The sequence below is a fragment of the Micromonospora maritima genome, from assembly GCF_902825405.1.
GTDB lineage: Bacteria > Actinomycetota > Actinomycetes > Mycobacteriales > Micromonosporaceae > Micromonospora > Micromonospora maritima.
In genome coordinates this window covers 1-18,165 of sequence record NZ_CADEAU010000056.1, presented here as the reverse complement: position 1 = coordinate 18,165, position 18,165 = coordinate 1, and the positions used below count along the sequence as shown (strand labels likewise).

Sequence of the window (18,165 nt, the reverse complement as noted above, 5' to 3'; positions counted from 1 at the left end):
GACCGGCCGGGCGGCGGGAGAGGCGCCGGGCCGGAACCGGGTTCGGCCGGCGGGGCGGCGCAGTTGGCGGGTCAGGCCGGGCAGACGTTGCGGCAGGCGGGCCGGAGCGTGTGGGAGGCGATCCAGGGCGGCATGGCCCAGAACCGCCCCCCACGTCGCGGCCGGTGAACGGCCCCTGGGCGCTCAGCCCCGGTCCGCGTCCGGATCGAGGGCCGCGTGGCGGGTGAGGAGCTGGCGCAGGGCGGTGATCTCGGCGAGCAGCGCCCGCCGGCCCTCCCGGGTGATCCGGATCCAGGTTCTCGGTCGGCGACCGTGGTAGCCCTTCTCCACCTGGATCAGGCCCGCCTCCTCCAGCACGGTGAGGTGCCTCGACAGGTTGCCCGCGGTGAGTTCGAGCGCTTCCCGGAGATAGGCGACCTCCACCCGCTCGCCCTCCGCGGCGATGGTGAGGATGCCGAGCCGGTGCCGCTGGTGGACGGTGTCGTCGAGGCCGTTCGTCGGGTACGCCGGCTCGCTGCGGGGGCCGTCCTCGGTGCTCACGCGTACCCATTGTGCTGCTGCTTCGTCGCGGCGAACGCGACACCCCCGCCGATCAGCAGGACCGGCACCGGAAGCAGGGCCGCCAGCATGAAGCTGAACCGGTCGAGGTCGCCCGGTTGCAGGTCGGCGACCTGGAACCAGGCGTTCACCGCGACGAGCACGGCGGTGTAGAGACCCACCACGATCCACAGCCGCCGGCTGCGCTCCAGGTGGGCGAGGACCGCCAGGCCGAGGGCGATCACGAGGTGCGGCAGCATGCCGCGGTTGGCGGCGCCGAGCAGCGGGCCGGTCAGCCACCGGGTGCCGCCCGACACCGGGGCCGCCGTGTTGAACAGCAGGAACTCCAGTACGACGGGAAGGACGAGGCCGACGAGCGTGCCGGTGATGCCGGCGGCGACGTACGCCCGGGTCGGGGTCTGCACCCCGGCCCGCCGGCCGTGGTGCCGGTACCAGGCGAGGCTGAGCAGGTAGCCGCCGACGAGCGCGGCCAGCCAGTACCAGCCGAGCGCGGCCGATCGCTCCAGGAAGTCACCGCCGAGGCCGGTGAGCGGCGGGTTGTCCTGGGTGGCGCGCAGGGCGCCCGGTTCCGTCGACTCGACGTAGAGCGGGGCTGCCGCGGCGGCAAGCACGCCGAACAGCAGGAGCGGGAACCAGTACGCCTGGCGGGCCGCCCGCGCCCTGCGGCGCAGCGCGGTCACCGATTCGAGCAGTTCCTCCGGGCTCTCCTCGCGCGGGGACGGTGCGGACGGCATGGTTCCTCCCGGAGCATCGGATGATCTGTTACTCAAACAGGTTTGCATTACAAACCATCCGGGCGCAAGAGGATTGACAGGCATTTCTAGGCTCGACGCCATGAGAACGCTCGTGGGCGTCCTGGTGGTCGTGGCGGTGCTGATGATCGGGGCGTTCGTCCTGGTGGCCCGGCGGGACCGCGAGCGACTGTCCGGTCCGGAGGACACGGCCGCCGCGCGCGACGCGCGGTCGGCGCAGGAACGGCACGCCGCCGAGCGGCACGGCATCCAGGGCGAGGTGTGGCGTCGCGGCCAGACGCCGCAGTGAGCCGCGTCAGTCGCGCCGGAGGTCGGCGACCAGCGCCGCGACCTTCGCCCTGATCTCGTCGCGCACCTGCCGCACCACGTCGAGCGGCTGCCCGGCGGGGTCGGTGAGCTTCCAGTCCTCGTACCGCTTCCCCGGGAAGACCGGGCAGGCGTCCCCGCAGCCCATGGTGACGATGACGTCGCTGGCCTCCGCCGCGTCCCAGGTGAGCCGCGCGGGGGTCTGGCCGGCGATGTCGATGCCGACCTCGCGCATGGCCTCGACCGCCACCGGGTTGATCCGGTCGGCGGGCTCGCTGCCGGCGGAGCGCACCTCCACGGCGTCGCCGGCGAGGTGCCGGAGCCAACCGGCGGCCATCTGGGACCGGCCGGCGTTGTGGACGCAGACGAACAGCACGCTGGGCGTGGTCATCGGGCTTCGTTCTCCCTGGTGAGGTGCGGTACGACCACGGCGTCGGCCGTGTCGGCGGCGTGCGGGTACCAGACGGCGAGGGCGGCGACGGCGATCATGCCGCCAACGAGTTGGGCGGCGACGAAGGCGGGCACCGATGCCGGGGCGATGCCGGCGAAGGTGTCGGTGAGGGCCCGCCCGACGGTGACCGCCGGGTTGGCGAACGAGGTGGACGAGGTGAACCAGTAGGCCGCGCCGATCCAGGCGCCCACGGCCGCCGGCGCGGCGGACGTCCGGCCGGAGCGGGCGAGCGCGAAGACCAGGACGACCAGGCCGGCGGTGGCGACCACCTCGGCAAGCCAGAGATGACCACCCGTGCGTCCGGTGCGGGACCAGGTCGCGGCCGGCAGGCCGAACATCAGGTGGGCCAGGACCGCTCCGGCCGCCGCACCGCCGGTCTGGGCGGCCGCGTAGGCGGCGAGGTCCCGCCCGGTGAGGCCGGTGCCGGCGCGGCGGCCGAGCCACCAGTCGACCGCCGAGACGACCGGGTTGAAGTGGGCGCCGGACACCGGCCCGAACATGAGGATCAACGCGCCCAGGGCGAGCGCGGTGGCGACGGCGTTCTCCAGGAGTTGGAGGCCCACGTCGCCGGGCGAGAGACGGGTGGCCGCGATCCCGGAGCCGACGACGGCGGCGACCAGCAGCGCGGTGCCGGCGAACTCCGCGGACGCCCGCCGGGGCAGGGCGAGGGTCACGCGCCGCCGTCCCGGGTGGAGATCTCCAGCAGTGCGCCGAGCTGCCGGAACGCGTCGGGTCGCACGCGGTACCAGACCCAGGTGCCGCGCCGCTCCGAGTCGACCAGGCCGGCCTCCCGCAGCACCTTGAGGTGGTGCGAGATGGTCGGCCCGGACAGGTCGAACGCCGGGGTCAGGTCGCACACGCAGATTTCCGGCACCGAGGCGATCATCGACATCAGCCGTAGCCGGACCGGGTCGCCGAGCGCCTTGAACATCGGCGCCACCACCGCCGCCTGATCCGCGTCCATGGGGCGGACGGCGATCGGCGGGCAGCAGGCGACCGGGTCCGGGCCGACGACCGGCAGCGCTTGTTTAGACATGCCTCTAGGTTGACAGACTTCAAAACAGCATGCAAGGTGGGTCTTGCTTCGAAAAACATCTAGGCAAGGAGGCGTCATGTCCCGTGTCCAGCTCGCCCTGCGCGTGGCCGACCTCGAAGGCTCCGTGGCCTTCTACCGCAAGCTGTTCGGCGTCGAGCCGGCCAAGCGCCGCCCCGGCTACGCCAACTTCGCCGTCGAGAACCCGCCGCTGAAGCTCGTCCTGCTCGAAGGGGAGGCCGGACGGCCCACCGTGATGGACCACCTCGGCGTCGAGGTGGCCAGCACCGACGAGGTCGCCGCCGCCACCGGCCGCCTCACCGACGCCGGCCTGGTCACGCTGGAGGAGAACGACACCGAGTGCTGCTACGCGCTCCAGGACAAGGTCTGGGTGCGCGGCCCGGGCGACGAGCCGTGGGAGGTCTACACGGTCAAGGCCGACTCCCCGCAGCTGGCCAAGGCGGCCGAGGGCGCCTGCTGCGCCTGAGCGGCCGATCGGTGCCGACACAGCAAGATCCCCACCGGCGTTTCCGCTGGTGGGGATCTCTGTAGCCCGGCGAAAGGCTATGTGGCCAGGGGCGGGGTCGAACCGCCGACCTTCCGATTTTCAGTCGACGGTCATCCGATTCGATGACCAGCATCTATGCCTGTTTGTCCGGATCTCTCATGTATCAATCTCTACAGAACGTGACGTTAGACTGCATCTTCTTCCCCCTGCGTGAGCCCATGGGCTCACGGGACATCGATGCTGAGGCTCAGTGGCGAGGATCGAACCCAGGGCCGGGCGGTACCGGGTGTCCTGGCGACTCTGCGACAGCACGGGCCGGATGATCCGGGACGAGAACGGGAAGCCGTCCTACCAGTCCACTACCTGGTCAACGGAGAAGCTAGCGAGGCGGGCGAAGGACATGGCCGAGGGGGTCCGTCACTCGTGGACTGCCCGGCAGGTAGAGGACGAGATCCTCGGACCTTTAGACGGCGATTCGACGCCGGATACTCCTAGCCTGGCGGAGTGGTTTGAAGAGTGGCTCGGGGCCATCACCCGGGTCACGCCAGGCACGCGAGCAACCTACCAGCAGCAGTTCCGCGACCACGTCAGCTCCACGCTCGGCTCCATGCCGCTCAGCCAGATCACCGCGCTCGATGTCGGCAAGTGGGTGAACCGACGCAAGACCGAGGGCGCGAAGAACACCACGATTACGCGGGATTTCTCCCTGCTGCAGCAGTGCCTCGACGGTGCGGTCCGGGAGCGCCACGTCGACCGCAACCCCTGCAAGGACACGGACTTCGTTCGCAACCAGATCGCCGACGACGACACCGGCGAGGATGGTGTTGGAGCCTTCGCCCACGATGAGTTTGAGTTGCTGCGCGAGCGGTTCGACAAGAAGTGGCACCCGCTGCTGAACTTCCTCGCCTACACCGGGGCGCGATGGTCGGAGGCGACCGCGGTGGCGGTGGAGCACATCGTCGCGCCGTCCACGAAGAGCCCGCAGCCGAAGGTGCGCATCTACCGGGCATGGAAGCGCAGCGGTGTCGGCGCCGAGCGGTACCTCGGCACGACCAAGGGCCGGCGGCGGCGTGAACTGACGATCTTCATGGAGCTTTATGAGGAGTTGCGGCCCCTGCTGCACGGCAAGAAGAAGGGGGAGCTGGTCTGCTGCGGCGACGAAGGCCAGATGATCGACTACTCGAACTTCTACCACCGGGTCTGGCGCCCGGCGATGACCGAAGCGCAGCGCTGCCCGGCGCACCCGCCCGGGATGCGCGGCGAGCGCGTGTCGGGGCTGAAGGGCCGCTGCCGGGATCACGGCGGGACCAACGACCAGGGCAAGCCGTGCGGGGCGTGGCTGTCGCCGGGATGGAACCGGTGCGTCAACCACATCGGGCCGGACCCGGACGCGGTGTCGGAGTGCGACTGCCCCGGCGTGCTGCGCCTGGAGGTGCCGGACGGCGGCCCGCACCGGCTGAGGCACTCGTGCGCGACGTGGATGTTCCCCGGGGGGTGCCGCCGCTGGTGGTGTCGCGCCGGCTCGGCCACGCGACCCTGGCGGTGACCAGCGAGATCTACGGGCACCTGATGCCGGAGTCGGACGAGGAGGCCGCGGCGGCCCTGGGCGGGATGCGCTCGAAGGTGGTCGACGAGGAGGCCGGCGACGAGGAGGAACTGGACTAGGAGAAGTAAGTTGAAGGGCTTCCGAGGTCCGCTCCGAACCCCCGGCCAGCCTCGGTCAAAAAGACATGCCTTCGACCTGATGCAGGAAGTCCGAAACTTCCGAGTCAATCTCACCCTTCCTAAGAGCGTTCGAAAGCGATCGACTCGATACGGTGACTCCCTTGACCTCCGTAATCCGGCGATTCAAACCGTGGAGCAGGTCCTTCGCCGGAGCCAGTTCCAACTTGCGGCCGGGCGCCCGCCACTCTCTGTCGAAATCCGCTAGAAGTGCCTTGGTGATGGAGACTTCGTGTTGCGAAGATGGACCCGAAAACTCTCGCTTCCTCTGGTAGATGTAGTTAGATTCAACATCTTCCTTGAGTGATTCGGCCACTTCATCCAGAAAGGTGAGGACGTCGCCCTCTGGAACGCCGGATAGCCGTGCTATCGCGGACGGCACGACTAGGTAACTCTCAAGTTCCTTTTTCTTCCATACGTGGCAATGAACCCCCAGATCCGCCAAACTCGCAGTCACGTCATAGGCTAGGTTGGACCCTCGGTAGTCCCGATCGAGGAGGACCGCAAGGCGCACGGAATCCCCGAGCAGCTCCTTTGCCATCCAGCTGAAAGGCTTGACGTTGGACCAGTTGGTAAAACCATCGAGCGGGATTGTAGTGACGCCTCGCTCCTTCCAGACGCGAACGGCGTCCACCGTGCGAGCCAAATTCCGCAAGACTCGCATGTCTTTGCCTTCTACGAAGAGCGCGAGCTTGCTCCGAAGAGCGCGGGCGATGCCCAGGTTGAAGCCACTTCCCAGGTGGGCATTAACTTGACCAAGAACCTTCTCGTCCTTGGCGCGACGAGCGCGGCGACGGGTCCTATCAATCCAAATGACGGACTCGCGTGACGCTTCCGTCAAGATCTCTGGGGCATGGGTCGCCACAATTGTCTGCGACTTCGCCTCCTCTAGCACTGTAACCAGGCGCCGCTGCAAGTCGGGATGCAGATAGACATCAGGTTCATCGAGAACTAGGACGTCAGCGTCCTTGTGGCGGTATGCATGGAATAAGATCTGAATCCAGATTTGCAAGCCGTCCCCCGCCCAGAACAGCTCTTTTTCGCTTCGCGTTACTGCTTCGGTGAAGAAGATGTCATGCTCGTTCGGGATCGTCGAACGGTCCGTCTCGATCCGGAGGTCGAGTATCTCGGGCGTATTCTCAAGCGCGAATTCGAGGAATTCCTTATACGCATCCGGCTCAGTATTGCGGAGATAGTACAGCTGGTTGCGGAAGTGGCGACTTGCGAGACGGGACGAGATGTTCGACCTTACATAGTCCGGGCTCAGCAGCTCCTCGCGATGGTCAACCGGAGTCAGAACAGGAATGATGCCGATTCGAGGCGCTATGCCCTTGACCTGAGCGGCCGTTCTCGCCCCCATGCCCGGGGCTCGCTCGATATAGAAAAAAGCCGGCTCATCCACGGGCCATACGGCCCTCATGGACGCGCCGCCCTTCAGCTTCAGTTCTAAGCTAGCGGGCTCTTCCCGAAACTCGTAGCGGATGTTCTCGAAGACAAAGCCGGGAAGGTCTCGCATTGAAATAGCGCTGATCGGATATCCGACGACATCCCTATCGTCATCCCGGAACTTGGCGTTCGGCGTTCGCCTCGAAGCAAGCGACAGGAGAGCCGTCGAAAGCCGCAACGCCGAGATGATCGTGCTCTTTCCGGAGTTATTGGGGCCGATCAGCACGTTCTTGCGTCCGAAATGCACGGAAAAGTCTTCGAAGCCCTTGTATCGCACGAACCGTAACGAATCGATCACCTTGGCTATTGTAGCGGATCGGCTCCAAAAGCACGAGACGCAGACGGCAGGGTAAGTGACCCAGGGATCACCCTGCGTCGGCGAACCGCCAGCCGCTACCCTCTAGGAATTGGGCAGGATCATGAACTTCCCTGGCTCTGCTCTGTCGCAATGCTTGCAGAGCAGAGCCACTTGCTCGTGAGGCAACACCTCAGGAGCGGCTGTCAACGATCATCGCCTCGGCCACCTTCTTGGCAAGCAGTGGTGGCACCGAGTTCCCTAGCTGCGCCTGAATTGAGTTCCGTGAACCAACCAATTCAAAGTCGTCCGGAAAGGTGAACAGCCGCTTGATTTCAGGAACCCGCAGGCGGCGGTTCTCCCAATGAAAAGGTCCGACGTACGGACCCGGCTGGGCTTGAATTGTTGGTGACGGTTTGTTGGGTGCGAGCTTGAGCAGGAACGACCAGTAGCGGCTTCGCCATTTGAATAATGGGTCCGAATGTCCGCGTTCGGCTGTGTAGTGCAGATAGTTCTCACCCGGAGGAATTTCCGGAAGAAGATGACCGTAGCGGCCGCCTACCGCCTCGGTCGGCTCAGGTTCGGTAACGAGATCTTTGAGCGCATCGCCTGCCGTGACGTGCGGCTTTTCGCTATTGCCGCTCTGGCGTCGCTCCCAGCTCCCACCGTGGCTGGCAGCAGGGAGAACGGGCTTGGGCTCATCCTTCGGGGCACCCACGATGAAGAGCCGGGGCCGCGCCTGTGGGACGCCATAATCGGCCGCATTCAGAACCTCATATGAAAAATGGTAGCCAGCGCTATCGATTTCACGCAGCAGACGTTCAAAAGAAGGCCGACTCGCATTATTTTTGTACGTCAGTGCATAGACGTTCTCTAGGAGAAAGTATCGCGGTCGGGTCTCCGTAAGAACTCGCGTGTACTCCTGCAGGAGCGACGCATTCTCATCGAGTCCTTCGCGTTTCCAGTCTAGCCAGAAGCCTGACTTGCTGAAGGGCGTGCAGGGCGGTCCGCCAATGAGCAGCTCCGGTCGTTGGCCCGGCCTCAGGCCCGCTGCCTTCAATATCTGCTGCGAGGTCACCTTGAGGATTGAGCTGCGTATGACCGGCGACTGCAGGTGAGAGAAGTTCTTCTCCATCGTATCTGCGGCGTCATGGTTGTGCTCGACGGCAGCCATGACTGTGAAGCCAGCATCCTCGGCTCCGCGGTCCAAGCCACCGGCACCGGAGAAGAGAGAGATTGCCACGCCACGGTTCTGAGCCACATCAGGCACGTTGCCACCGTTGTCCCCCTCTTGGGGGTTGCCACGCTGTCGACGCTGAGTCACACGGCCTCCATCAGGTTGCTGGCCCAGTCGTCGGTAACTCGCTGTAGCGGAGCTAGCCGGTCGGGGAACCGTCCTTCACGCTCCAATAAGCTAGTTGATCGGTAGGCGAAATGCCACTGACCGGTCGGAGCGAACAGGCACGCAGCGACGACGTCGAACTGGTCATGCCGGTAGAACCGGCCGGCAGGGTCGCCCTGCGTAGCGCGGGTTTTCTGAACTTCTACCTTCATATCGCCGTTCTTGTAGCGTCTGGGCGATGCGTTCTTGCACTCCACACGTATGGTGCGGCCGTCGCTGAGCGTCACATCGAAGTCATGGCGGCCGTCCTCGTCCAGGGAGCGGTAGGCGATGACATCTGGGTCGTCGGCAAGCACTTGGCTCAAGTGGTGTTCTGCGACACCACCCCGCACCGCAACGGAGAGACGGTTCCTCCGGCTGATCATCTCCATGATCTCCGGCGCCGTCATCTGGAACTGCGTCTCAAGGTCGTGGACGCTAGGTACCGTCCGAGCGGTCACCGGACTGGGGGTGGCTGCTTCTTCGGCCGCAGCAAATCGCAGTGCTGAGTCGAGGCCGAGGTCGGAGGCCTTGCGCTCAAGTCGTACGAAGTCGAGCAGCCGGTTGGGCCTGAACAGCACGAGCGTCTCGAGTCCTTGAGATGCCCGTGGCTCAGAACGTCGCTTGCCTGTGATGTTGTCGCGTTCGAAGACGTGCCAGTCGTTAGAGTTCAGGGCAGCGTCAACGTGGGTCTGCTTGAACTCGACCGAGATGCCCATCGGCAAGGGGTCGTACAGGTTCGCATCGAGTCCCACGAACAGGTCTGCCTCGAGATGCACGCCCAGGACCAGGGTTGTGTCGACCAGAGCAACATCCTTGCCAAGCGTGTGATCCTCGGCCCAGCTCTTCTCCCCGCCGTAGCGGATCTGCATACGGTGCTCGTCCGCAGGACGGTTTTTGATCTCCCGATGGTTAGCCCTGAAGGGGTAGACCAGGATGCCGATTCGCTCGCCCCCTGGTGTCTCCACGCCGAGGTAGACAGGCGCGTGTTTTGGGCCGCTGGCGTAGAGCAGGCGCCCACCAGCTTGGCCGACTGCACCTATCAGATACTGGTGCAGGTCCTCCCGCCCCAACACCTTATAAACCCGTGCATAAGAACGGCCAGCAACGGAATCGACCACAGGAGTATCCTGCCCCCTCTCGCCCAGTCAGCACCAGCGAGGGCCGTGGCGATGGTAGGAGGCCGCCCCAGTCATCGCCTGCAAGTACGCACGGGGACGACAGCGGGGCGGGGCGGCGGCCGAATCGAAGCGGCGTTGGACTGCAGCCGGTGGCGGCACAAGGCTCGTGATCGAAAGGGCAGGCTTACCTCGGCCGGGCGAGAGCGAGCGGTCAGCAGCGAAGTGCAGCGCTAGCGGTCACGGGTTGCGCCTGCCCATGCGCTGCCTCGGCTTAGGCGGCGGCCGTTGGGCGGTTAGGCGTGGGCAGTTGCTGCATGTCTTGTGATGCCCCTTACATGCCAAACCAGTCTGCGGATGTGGACCGCTACCAGGGGGCCCCGGCCGGTCACTGTGAGTCACGTCGGTACTGTGCGTGAGCCCCGGGGCTCACGAGGGGCTCACGGTTGAGAGGACTTTGTCGATGAACAAACCGGGGAAAAAGCAAGATCCCCACCCGCGTTTCCGCTGGTGGGGACCTCTGTAGCCCGGCGAAAGGCTATGTGGCCAGGGGCGGGGTCGAACCGCCGACCTTCCGATTTTCAGTCTGTCGTCGGCATATTGCCTGACCTGGACCTGTGCCAGTTTGTCCGGTTCTGCTATGTATCAACGTCTACAGAACGTGACGCTAGACTGCAGTCCCTTCCCCCCACGTGCGCCCATGGGCGCATGGGGCGCACGAGATGGAGGCGCAGTTGGCGCGGATCGAGAAGCGGGGCGAGCGGTGGCGGGTGGCCTGGCGGCTGTGCGACACCCAGGGCAGGACCATCCCAGGCGAGGACGGCAAGTTCGTTTGGCAGTCCACGACCTGGTCGACGGAGAAGCTGGCGAAGAGGGCGAAGGACATCGCCGAGGGTCACCGTCACTCGTGGACGGCCCAGCAGGTCGAGAGCGAGATCCTCGGACCTTCAGACGGTCATTCGACGCCGGACACGCCCACCCTGGCGGAGTGGTTCGAGGAGTGGCTCGGGGCCATCACCCGCATCACGCCAGGCACGAGGGCAACCTATCAGCAGCAGTTCCGTGATCACATCAGCCCGTCGCTCGGCGCGAAGCCGATCGGCGAGATCACCCCGCTGGACGTCGGCAAGTGGGTGAACCGGCGCAAGACCGACGGGGCGAAGAACACCACCATCACCCGGGACTTCCAGCTGCTGCAGCACTGCCTCGATGGCGCCGTCCGCTCCCGGCACATCGACCGCAACCCCTGCAAGGAGACGGACTTCGTCCGCAACCAGGTTGCCGACGACGACACCGGCGAGGGCGAACTCGCCGCGTTCAGCCACGAAGAGTTCGAGCTGCTGCGCGAGCGGTTCGACAAGAAGTGGCACCCGCTTCTGGACTTCCTGGCGTACACCGGTGCGCGGTGGTCCGAGGCGATGGCGGTCGCCGTCGAGCACATCGTGGCGCCGTCGCCGAAGAGCCCGCAGCCGCGGGTGCGGATCTACCGGGCGTGGAAGCGCAGTGGTGTCGGTGCCGAGCGGTACCTCGGGACGACCAAGGGCCGGCGCCGGCGGGAGCTGACGATCGACATGGAGCTGTACGAGGAACTTCGGCCCCTAGTGAGGGGCAAGAAGAAGGGCGAGCTGGTCTTCTGCGGCGACGAGGGCCAGATGATCGACTACTCGAACTTCTACCACCGGGTCTGGCGGCCGGCCCTGGTGGAAGCCCAGCGCTGCGAGAGGCACCCGCCCGGGATGCGCGGGGATCGGATCCCCGGGCTGAAGGGGCGCTGCCGGGACCACGGCGGCACCAACGATCAGGGCAAGCCGTGCGGGGCGTGGCTGTCCCCGGGGTGGAACCGGTGCATCAACCACATCGGAGCGGACCCGGATGCGGTCTCCGACTGCGACTGCCCCCGCGTGCTGCGGCTAGAGGTGCCCGACGGTGGGCCGCACCGGCTTCGACACTCGTGCGCGACGTGGATGTTCGCCCGGGGCGTGCCGCCACTGGTGGTCTCGCGGCGGCTCGGCCACGCCACCCTGGCGGTGACGAGCGAGATCTACGGGCACCTGATGCCCGAGTCGGACGAGGCTGCGGCGGTGGCCCTGTCCGGGCTGCGCTCCAAGTCGGGCGGCGCTGTCGAGGCCGAAGAAGCGGCGATCGACGAGCAGCCGTCGGAGTAGGTCAGCCCCCGAGAACGAAGAAGGCCGCCCCTGGCTGAGGGGTGGCCTTCTTCGTCGTGGGCGTAGTGCCTATCCAGCGCGCCGGCGCTCCTCATGCTCTTCGGCGGCGCGTGGCGGCGGGTTGAACGCGCTGGCGATGGCATCGTATGCGGCGAGGACGACTCGGCGCCCTTCGTCGTTGAGCCGCGGATCCCGCATGATCGCTTCGCGGGTGTCGACGCCTCCGGGCGCTGGTGTGCCTGACTCGCTGGAGCGGTCTTCAGCCGTGGGGGCGCGCTCGCCGCCGGCGGGCGTCAGCCCGGCCAGCTCCTCGGCGCTGGTCAGGCGCATTCCCATGGCGCCGGCGATCTTGTGCACCGTCGTGGTTCGCGGCGGGGTCCGGCTGTCCTTGAGGCGGTCCAGAGTCTGTCGGCCCACGCGAGCACGCGCGGCGAACTGCTCCAGGGTGAGCCTGTTGTCGCGTCGGTATCGCTCCATGGCGACCCACAGCGCGTAGGCGGGGCCGTGCCGATTCTGTCCCATCACGCCTAGCTTTGTAGCACACAGGACGGGACAGGTCACTACTCAGGTGTAAAGCAATCATCTTAATTAATGCTTAACCCCCTGGTCAGGGCACCCCTTGTCTCGCTCTGCCTCATCCTGTACCGTACCGAGTGCAACGAAGTGAGACGGCGCGGTACAAGGGGTGGATCTTGTCGTTCGAGGCGGATGAACTGCTGACGATCGACGAGACCACCTCCGTGCTGGGGATCTCGCGCATGACCCTCTGGCGCGCGACCCGCGACGGGGACCTCCACTCGGTGGTCGTTCCCGGCTCGGGGCGCGACGGGGCCAAGCGGTACTCCCGGCACGAGCTGGCCGCGCTGCTCACCCGCTGCACCGTCGGGGCCGAGCGGAAGGAGGGCGACGTGGTCGAGCACCCGGGACTGGGCCGGCTCACGCCGCTCAAGGAGTTCGCGGTGGCCAACGGGATCCCGTGGCGTGGGCTGGCGAAGGCCGCCCGTGAGACGCCGCCGCGGTTCGAGCACGTGCTGTGGAACGGCCGCCGGTACCTCACCGAGCGCCAGCAGCAGGCGTTCCTCGACCGCAACACCGTGACGGTGCGCGAAGAGGGCGAGGACGACGAGCTGGCCGCTGAGCGTGAGCGCATCGCGCGAAGCCGCTCGCGCCGCTCGTCGTCCCGCCGAAGCACCACCCGTTCGCGAGCTGCGGCATGAGCGCGCTCGCGACCACAGACGCCACGCCGTGTGGCGAGAGGGCGCCCCGCTGGGGTGCCAACCCGGCGTCCGCTTCGCGGGCGCACACCGTTCCCGGGGCCGCCGTGCCAAGCGGCGGCCCCGGGGCGGCAGACGTGATTCGGGGAGGGGGGACGCAGGGGCGCTGGCATCGCGACAGCCAGCGCCCCTGCTGACTCCACCACTCAACGCAGTCGAGGCGCCACCCGCTGATCCCGGGCGACGCCTCGCGGTCACTCGTCGACCTAACCCCCCTTGGAGCAAGGAGTAGGTCTCATGACCAGTAGCGACAGTACCCGAGAGTCGACGCCCGAGGGGCGCACGGTCGAGGGCGATCAGCTCTGCGGCGCGCCGGGATGCCGGCGCACCCTCGCGGAGCACATGCCGGACAACGGCAACAACGGCCGCGTGATCGACGTGCGCGGCGTCATCGTCGGCAGCGCGGCCTGCGCCTGGGCTCTGGTGAACGCCTGCCCGGCGTGCGGCGCGACCGGCCAGCACAGCTGCTACCGCAACGGCGCGGAGGCCATGGCCAACGTGAAGACCCAACTGGTCTTCCCCGCGCCGTCGACGACGGCGGTGGCCCGATGACGGACGTGGCGATGTTCGAGCTGGCCCCGCCGGCGCATCTGCCGGCGGCCACCGTGCTGGTGGACGCGGCGGCGCTGAAGGAGGCGCTGGCCCGGGTCGCGCGGTTCCCGAAGAAGACCGCGCTGTCGAAGACGCGGGCGGACCTGCGGTGCCTGTGGATGTGGGGCTGCGAGCGGCGCCTGGCGGTCTTCGGCCGCGACATGGTGTGCGCCGGGCAGCACGTGGTGCCGACCGACGGGCCGGCTGACCAGGTGCCGCTGGTGGGTATCGAGCCCGACGAGGCGAAGGCCGCGGGAGAGGCGCTGGGCAAGGTCAAGGGCCTGGTCGCGGTGTCGGTGCTGGGTGACCGGCTGATGCTGACTCCGCGCGACGAGAAGACCCCCGGCTGGGTCGGCGGCCTGTGCACGCCGAACGAGCGCGAGCTGCGGCACCTTCGCCTGCTGATGGACAAGATCATCGCGCACGCGCAGCGCATCGCCGAGGGCCGGGTCCGGCTGCCGCACGCCAGCGTCGTGATGAACCCGGCGCTGCTGGCGAAGTTCGCCGGCGAGCCGGAGGACACCCGGCTGTGGTTCACCAGCGAGTTCGGCGGGGTGCTGGTCAAGGTCGGCCCGCACTTCTGCGGCGTGGCCATGCCTGTGCGCCCCAAGGCCGGCTCCTCGGTGAGCATGCCCACCCCGCCGTCGCCGACCCCGCTGCCCCAGGCGCCGGCCGGCGACGTGATCGCCCTGCCTCAGCCCGACGCGATGAAGGGGGAGCTGAGTCGTGCTTCCTAGTCGATCGAGCGCCCCCGAGCGCAAGCCGTGGGACCTGGTCCCCAGTTCGCAGGCTCGCTGGACGCCGCACAAGGGTCAGCACAGGGCCTGCGGGGAGTGCGTGCAGATGCTGCACGCCAAGGCCCGCACCGCCGCCCCGGATCCCGCGCGGCTCAAGCGCAAGGTCGGGGACCTGGAGTGGTTCCTGTGCAGCACGCACGGGCAGGCGCGGCGGGAGAACGACGACGACGCGAAGGCCGCGGCGAAGGTTGCCGCCGCGAGGGGGCGGTCGCGGTGACCCGATACGAGATGCGCGCGGTGGTGCGCGGCCGGGAGCGCCGGCTCGGGCTGGCCGACACGGCCGAGGACGCCGAGCGGACGCGGGCGGCGTTCGAGGCGGCGGTGCGCGCCCCCGTCGAGGTGGTCGCCATCGAGCAGCTGCCCGACGACGAGAAGTCCTGGCGCGCCGAGGCCGCCTGATCAACCAGCGACCCGCCCGGGGTGCGCGCGAGCGCGACCGCGCCGGGCGGGTCGCTTCCTGAGCTGACGAAGAGAGCAACGAGATGACGTACACGGACCTGGAGTTCGAGTTCCCGGACCGCACGGTGCTGCGGCTGTCGCGCGCCGACGGCGCGGTGGTGGAGTTCGTCGAGCGCAACGACGCCGACGCCCGGGGTGGCGACGCCCGCTGGTTCAGCCACCGGGGCGCGCTGACCTGGGAGCAGTTGGTCTCGCGGCTGCGGTCGGCGGACAGCTGGATGCCGGTGACGCCGGCGCCGGCCGGGCTGGACGCGCTGACCGAGGTGCGCGGCTGGTTCCACGCGGCGCTGGCCAGCGGTGACCTGGAGGCGGCCCGGGCGGTCGAGCAGGCCGGCCAGGCCCTCGCCGTGGTGCTGCGCCTTCCGGAGCTGACCTGGCTGCCCGAGGAGCCGGCCGCCGGGCGGCAGCCGACGCCCGCCGGGATCGTCGTGGCCGAGCCGGAGCCCACCCCGATCCAGCGCTGGATGCGGCTGCAGGGCATCGCGGCGACGTGGCTGCGTGAGCGCGTCGAGACGGTGCGCGCCGGGCTCAAGGCGGCCTGAGTGGCGCTGCGCAGGACCGGCATCTCCCGCAAGACGCCGCTGGCCCCGGGCAAGGCGCTGCCGCGTCGCTCCCGGCTGGCCAGCGGCAAGCCGGCCAAGCGCAACCCGCGGCACACCGGGCCGAGCACCACGGCACTGAAGGCGGTCATCGGCCGCTGCGGCCCGATGTGCGAGTGGCCCGGGTGCCGGCGCGAGGCCACCGACACCCATCACCGGCTCAACCGCAAGGCCGGTGGCCGGCGCGGCGAGATGCACGAGCGCATCAACCAGCCGGCGTGGCTGCTGCGGGCCTGCCGCCCGCACCACCAGTTCGTGACCTCCCCGGTCGGCGACGACCGGGCCCTGGTCATCGAGATGGGCTGGCTGCTCCTGGAAGGCCAGGACGCGCTGCTCATCCCGGTGATCACCCGGCACTGGCCGGGACCCATCTGGCTCACCAACGACGGCGGCTGGACCACCAAGCCGCCCATGAACGAAAGCGAGGACGGGCTGTGAGCACCACGAGCACCACCACCTTCGCGCTGCCCTCGCTCGACGCCGGCCGCGAGCGCGAGGCGCGCTCGATCCGCAAGGGCTGGTGGATCCTGCTGGACCCCACCGACCGGGCGAGCTGGGCGCAGGTCGCCGAGGTCGTCTACAAGGCCGTCGGTGGCACCAGCGACCGCTACCGCAAGCCGACCATCACCACCACGGGTGGGCTGGTGCTGCCGTGCGAGTCGAGCACGAAGCTGCGCTGCCTCAACGGCCGGGAGCTGACCCAGCTCAAGCTCGACGGCGTCGACCCGGCCAACCCGGTCAGCGAGGCGCCGGACCACACCCGGCTGCTGGTGTCCTTCGCCCGGGCCGTGCAGGCCGGCGCGGTCAGCGAGCGGCCCCGGGGCACCGCGACGACGGAGAGCGTGCGCCGGCCGATCGGCGGCGCCCGCAACATCGCCCGGATGTCGTTCGTCCGCTGCGGCGAGCTGACCAGGGTCTTCGAGCGGGCCGGCCTGGCCGTGCGCCCCATCCACAACCTGCCGGCCGACTGGAAGCTGACCGAGGTCGGCGAGCAGTGGCTGGCCGAGGGCCTGGCCAAGGGCCTGCTCGACGAGCTGCCGCAGCGGGTGGCCGCGTGACGACCACGATCCGGCGCTGGCAGTTCGAGGTGCGCGCCATGGAGAAGATGCAGTCCTCGAACGTGAGTAAGCACTGGAGCCTCACCAGTGAGGCCCGGGCGTACTGGCGGTCGGCGGCGGCCAAGGCGGCCGGGCGGCTGCGCATGCCGAAGGGCCTGTCGCGCATCCGGGTCGACATCGAGCTGGTATTCCCGGTCGTGGCCAAGCGGGACGCGCCGAACTGGTACCAGGAGGTTGGCAAGCGGATCGTCGACGGACTCGGCCCGCAGCGGATCGTCAAGGGGAAGAACCCGCGCATCGAGCCCGGCCACGGCGTGGTGCCCGACGACACCGCGAAGCAGGTGCACGGGCCGAACATCACCATCAGCGACGAGCTGGCCGACACCGCGGTCTACCCGTTCGGGTACGCGCGGGTCACCGTGTGGGACCTGTCCACCCCGCCGTCGATGCCGGAGGCCGGCGACGGCTGGTCGGTGGTGGCCTGGAAGGACCCCAGCGGCCGACGCTGGTACGGGCACGGCCTGAACCTGGAGCAGTTCACCGACGGCGGGACGCTGCACGGCCGCGAGGTCGCGGAGATGTTCGACAACCGTGCCGCCCTGGAGGCCGCGCACGGCCCGATCGCGCCGTTCATGGTGGACAACCCGGCCGCGCTGCTGGCCGAGCTGCACCGCACGAAGCTGGCCCTGATCGGCTTCGACGTCGAGCGGGGTGGCCAGTGACGGCCTACCTGCTGGGCTACACCGAGAAGAACGAGCTGCACGTCGTCGCGGCCGAGCGACCCACCCACGCGGTGTGCGGGGCGCGGCTGGTGTACGTGCCGCAGCAGCAGCCGGCCAGCCCGTTCGTGCACGAGAAGTGCCAGAACCTGGTCGCCGCGGCGCTGGCCGCCGGCGACTGCCTGGCGCTGCCGGCCGTCGAGCCGGTCGACGGGGTGTGCGCGAGCTGCGGCGGCGATGTCGCGCTCGACGAGGCCGGCCTGGTCACGCCGCACAACCAGGTGATCATGCGCGGCGGCCGGCTGGTCGTGTCCGACCAGGCGTGCGCCGGCGCCGGCGCCGCGCCGGAGGAGCAGCGGTGACGGCCGGGCGGCGTAACGCCTGGCGGGACTGGGTGGCCGAGGAGCGCCGGCAGGCTGCCGAGCAGCCGCGATGCCGGGGCAAGAACCCGACCTGGTGGGACACCGGCAACGAGGGCAACCTGCAGGCGTTCGCGACCTGCCAGACGTGCCCGCTGCCGGCCATCGGCGAGTGTCTGCCGTACGAGGGCGCCACCGGCGTGATCATCGCCGGGGTCGCCTACGACGATCGCGGCCGGGCGCTGACACGCTGCCCGGACTGCTGGTTCCCGATGCCCATCACCAGCGAGGCGCCGCAGGGGCAGTGCAAGCGGCGCAGCTGCCCGGCCAACGGGTCGCTGCCGGTCGCCCTGGACTCCAACCGGCCGCGCGACTACCAGCAGCAGATCACCGAGATGACCCTGGCCGGGGTCACCCGCAGCGACATCTGCGCGCGACTGAACCTGCGCGAGCGCGGGGTGCGGCACGCGCAGGAGCGGTGGGGGCTGACCGGCGCGAAGCTGGCCGCGCACCGCGCCGCCGTGGGCAGCGACCGGCTGGCCGAGCTGCGCGGTCGCTGGCTGGTGCCCGGCCC

At 68.6% G+C, this 18,165-nt stretch carries 25 protein-coding genes and 2 tRNA genes; 16 read left to right on the top strand and 11 right to left on the bottom strand.

Annotated features, from left to right (window positions below):
- Window positions 1-183: 183 nt before the first annotated feature.
- On the bottom strand, window positions 184-540 hold the full coding sequence (locus HUW36_RS08865) for a winged helix-turn-helix domain-containing protein (RefSeq protein ID WP_174527685.1): 357 nt from the start codon (window positions 538-540) through the stop codon (window positions 184-186).
- Window positions 537-1,292 (bottom strand): hypothetical protein, encoded by a 756-nt coding sequence (locus tag HUW36_RS08860; protein ID WP_174527684.1) that lies wholly within the window; start codon window positions 1,290-1,292, stop codon window positions 537-539. The genes HUW36_RS08865 and HUW36_RS08860 overlap by 4 nt, the downstream gene beginning before the upstream one ends.
- Window positions 1,293-1,392: 100 nt before the next feature.
- Here HUW36_RS08860 and HUW36_RS08855 point away from each other — a divergent pair, with 100 nt between their 5' ends.
- Window positions 1,393-1,599: a hypothetical protein gene (locus HUW36_RS08855; protein WP_174527683.1), complete on the top strand. Its 207-nt coding sequence runs from the start codon at window positions 1,393-1,395 to the stop codon at window positions 1,597-1,599.
- Window positions 1,600-1,605: 6 nt separating this feature from the next.
- Here the strand turns inward: HUW36_RS08855 and HUW36_RS08850 are convergent, their stop codons facing one another.
- The 3 genes from HUW36_RS08850 to HUW36_RS08840 are packed head-to-tail and all read right to left on the bottom strand — an operon-like array spanning window position 1,606 to window position 3,103.
- Window positions 1,606-2,007 (bottom strand): arsenate reductase ArsC, encoded by a 402-nt coding sequence (locus HUW36_RS08850; protein ID WP_174527682.1) that lies wholly within the window; start codon window positions 2,005-2,007, stop codon window positions 1,606-1,608.
- Window positions 2,004-2,741: an aquaporin gene (locus tag HUW36_RS08845; protein WP_174527681.1), complete on the bottom strand. Its 738-nt coding sequence runs from the start codon at window positions 2,739-2,741 to the stop codon at window positions 2,004-2,006. Before HUW36_RS08845 ends, HUW36_RS08850 begins: the two co-directional genes overlap by 4 nt.
- Window positions 2,738-3,103, bottom strand: a complete 366-nt coding sequence (locus HUW36_RS08840; protein ID WP_174527680.1) for an ArsR/SmtB family transcription factor — start codon at window positions 3,101-3,103, stop codon at window positions 2,738-2,740. The genes HUW36_RS08845 and HUW36_RS08840 overlap by 4 nt, the downstream gene beginning before the upstream one ends.
- 76 nt (window positions 3,104-3,179) lie before the next feature.
- Here HUW36_RS08840 and HUW36_RS08835 point away from each other — a divergent pair, with 76 nt between their 5' ends.
- A complete protein-coding gene (locus HUW36_RS08835) occupies window positions 3,180-3,587 on the top strand; it encodes an ArsI/CadI family heavy metal resistance metalloenzyme (RefSeq protein WP_174527679.1) in 408 nt (135 codons plus the stop codon).
- Window positions 3,588-3,669: 82 nt separating this feature from the next.
- On the opposite strand, the gene HUW36_RS08830 is transcribed toward HUW36_RS08835, so the two are convergent.
- Window positions 3,670-3,748, bottom strand: a tRNA-Phe gene (locus tag HUW36_RS08830).
- A 179-nt stretch (window positions 3,749-3,927) separates the two neighbouring features.
- Between HUW36_RS08830 and HUW36_RS08825 the strand changes: the two genes are divergently transcribed.
- Window positions 3,928-5,154 carry a tyrosine-type recombinase/integrase gene (locus tag HUW36_RS08825; RefSeq protein ID WP_174527678.1) on the top strand — a complete coding sequence of 409 codons (1,227 nt, stop codon included), beginning with the start codon at window positions 3,928-3,930 and terminating at the stop codon, window positions 5,152-5,154.
- Window positions 5,151-5,273, top strand: a complete 123-nt coding sequence (locus tag HUW36_RS34855; protein ID WP_281357502.1) for a hypothetical protein — start codon at window positions 5,151-5,153, stop codon at window positions 5,271-5,273. The genes HUW36_RS08825 and HUW36_RS34855 overlap by 4 nt, the downstream gene beginning before the upstream one ends.
- 55 nt (window positions 5,274-5,328) lie before the next feature.
- On the opposite strand, the gene HUW36_RS08820 is transcribed toward HUW36_RS34855, so the two are convergent.
- From HUW36_RS08820 to HUW36_RS08805, 4 genes are all read right to left on the bottom strand, one after another.
- Window positions 5,329-7,074, bottom strand: a complete 1,746-nt coding sequence (locus tag HUW36_RS08820) for an ATP-dependent nuclease (protein WP_174527677.1) — start codon at window positions 7,072-7,074, stop codon at window positions 5,329-5,331.
- A gap of 190 nt (window positions 7,075-7,264) precedes the next feature.
- A complete protein-coding gene (locus HUW36_RS08815) occupies window positions 7,265-8,341 on the bottom strand; it encodes a DNA cytosine methyltransferase (protein ID WP_246248000.1) in 1,077 nt (358 codons plus the stop codon).
- Window positions 8,342-8,391: 50 nt separating this feature from the next.
- Complete coding sequence (locus HUW36_RS08810; RefSeq protein WP_174527676.1) at window positions 8,392-9,573, bottom strand: hypothetical protein; 1,182 nt, start codon at window positions 9,571-9,573, stop codon at window positions 8,392-8,394.
- A 540-nt stretch (window positions 9,574-10,113) separates the two neighbouring features.
- A tRNA-Ser gene (locus HUW36_RS08805) sits at window positions 10,114-10,185 on the bottom strand.
- Window positions 10,186-10,292: 107 nt separating this feature from the next.
- On the opposite strand from HUW36_RS08805, the gene HUW36_RS08800 reads away from it, so the two are divergent.
- A complete protein-coding gene (locus HUW36_RS08800) occupies window positions 10,293-11,735 on the top strand; it encodes a tyrosine-type recombinase/integrase (protein ID WP_174527675.1) in 1,443 nt (480 codons plus the stop codon).
- A 69-nt stretch (window positions 11,736-11,804) separates the two neighbouring features.
- Here HUW36_RS08800 and HUW36_RS08795 read toward each other — a convergent pair whose 3' ends face one another.
- On the bottom strand, window positions 11,805-12,260 hold the full coding sequence (locus tag HUW36_RS08795; RefSeq protein WP_174527674.1) for a helix-turn-helix domain-containing protein: 456 nt from the start codon (window positions 12,258-12,260) through the stop codon (window positions 11,805-11,807).
- Window positions 12,261-12,427: 167 nt separating this feature from the next.
- On the opposite strand from HUW36_RS08795, the gene HUW36_RS08790 reads away from it, so the two are divergent.
- The 11 genes from HUW36_RS08790 to HUW36_RS08740 all read left to right on the top strand — a co-directional run.
- A complete protein-coding gene (locus tag HUW36_RS08790; RefSeq protein ID WP_174527673.1) occupies window positions 12,428-12,952 on the top strand; it encodes a helix-turn-helix transcriptional regulator in 525 nt (174 codons plus the stop codon).
- 294 nt (window positions 12,953-13,246) lie between these two features.
- Complete coding sequence (locus HUW36_RS08785; protein WP_174527672.1) at window positions 13,247-13,561, top strand: hypothetical protein; 315 nt, start codon at window positions 13,247-13,249, stop codon at window positions 13,559-13,561.
- A complete protein-coding gene (locus HUW36_RS08780) occupies window positions 13,558-14,337 on the top strand; it encodes a hypothetical protein (RefSeq protein ID WP_174527671.1) in 780 nt (259 codons plus the stop codon). The genes HUW36_RS08785 and HUW36_RS08780 overlap by 4 nt, the downstream gene beginning before the upstream one ends.
- Window positions 14,327-14,614 (top strand): hypothetical protein, encoded by a 288-nt coding sequence (locus HUW36_RS08775; RefSeq protein ID WP_174527670.1) that lies wholly within the window; start codon window positions 14,327-14,329, stop codon window positions 14,612-14,614. The genes HUW36_RS08780 and HUW36_RS08775 overlap by 11 nt, the downstream gene beginning before the upstream one ends.
- Entirely contained in the window at window positions 14,611-14,796 is a 186-nt protein-coding gene (locus HUW36_RS08770) for a hypothetical protein (RefSeq protein ID WP_174527669.1), read from the top strand. The genes HUW36_RS08775 and HUW36_RS08770 overlap by 4 nt, the downstream gene beginning before the upstream one ends.
- Window positions 14,797-14,879: 83 nt before the next feature.
- Window positions 14,880-15,398, top strand: coding sequence for a hypothetical protein (locus HUW36_RS08765; protein ID WP_174527668.1), 519 nt, complete (start codon window positions 14,880-14,882; stop codon window positions 15,396-15,398).
- Window positions 15,399-15,893, top strand: coding sequence for a hypothetical protein (locus HUW36_RS08760; protein ID WP_246247998.1), 495 nt, complete (start codon window positions 15,399-15,401; stop codon window positions 15,891-15,893).
- Window positions 15,890-16,513 carry a hypothetical protein gene (locus HUW36_RS08755; RefSeq protein ID WP_174527667.1) on the top strand — a complete coding sequence of 208 codons (624 nt, stop codon included), beginning with the start codon at window positions 15,890-15,892 and terminating at the stop codon, window positions 16,511-16,513. Before HUW36_RS08760 ends, HUW36_RS08755 begins: the two co-directional genes overlap by 4 nt.
- Complete coding sequence (locus HUW36_RS08750; RefSeq protein WP_174527666.1) at window positions 16,510-17,235, top strand: hypothetical protein; 726 nt, start codon at window positions 16,510-16,512, stop codon at window positions 17,233-17,235. Before HUW36_RS08755 ends, HUW36_RS08750 begins: the two co-directional genes overlap by 4 nt.
- The gene (locus tag HUW36_RS08745; RefSeq protein ID WP_174527665.1) at window positions 17,232-17,594 is read left to right on the top strand and encodes a hypothetical protein; all 363 of its coding nucleotides are present in this window, start codon (window positions 17,232-17,234) and stop codon (window positions 17,592-17,594) included. The genes HUW36_RS08750 and HUW36_RS08745 overlap by 4 nt, the downstream gene beginning before the upstream one ends.
- The coding region (locus HUW36_RS08740; protein ID WP_174527664.1) for a hypothetical protein at window positions 17,591-18,165 on the top strand (575 nt) is incomplete at its 3' end. The genes HUW36_RS08745 and HUW36_RS08740, both read left to right, overlap by 4 nt.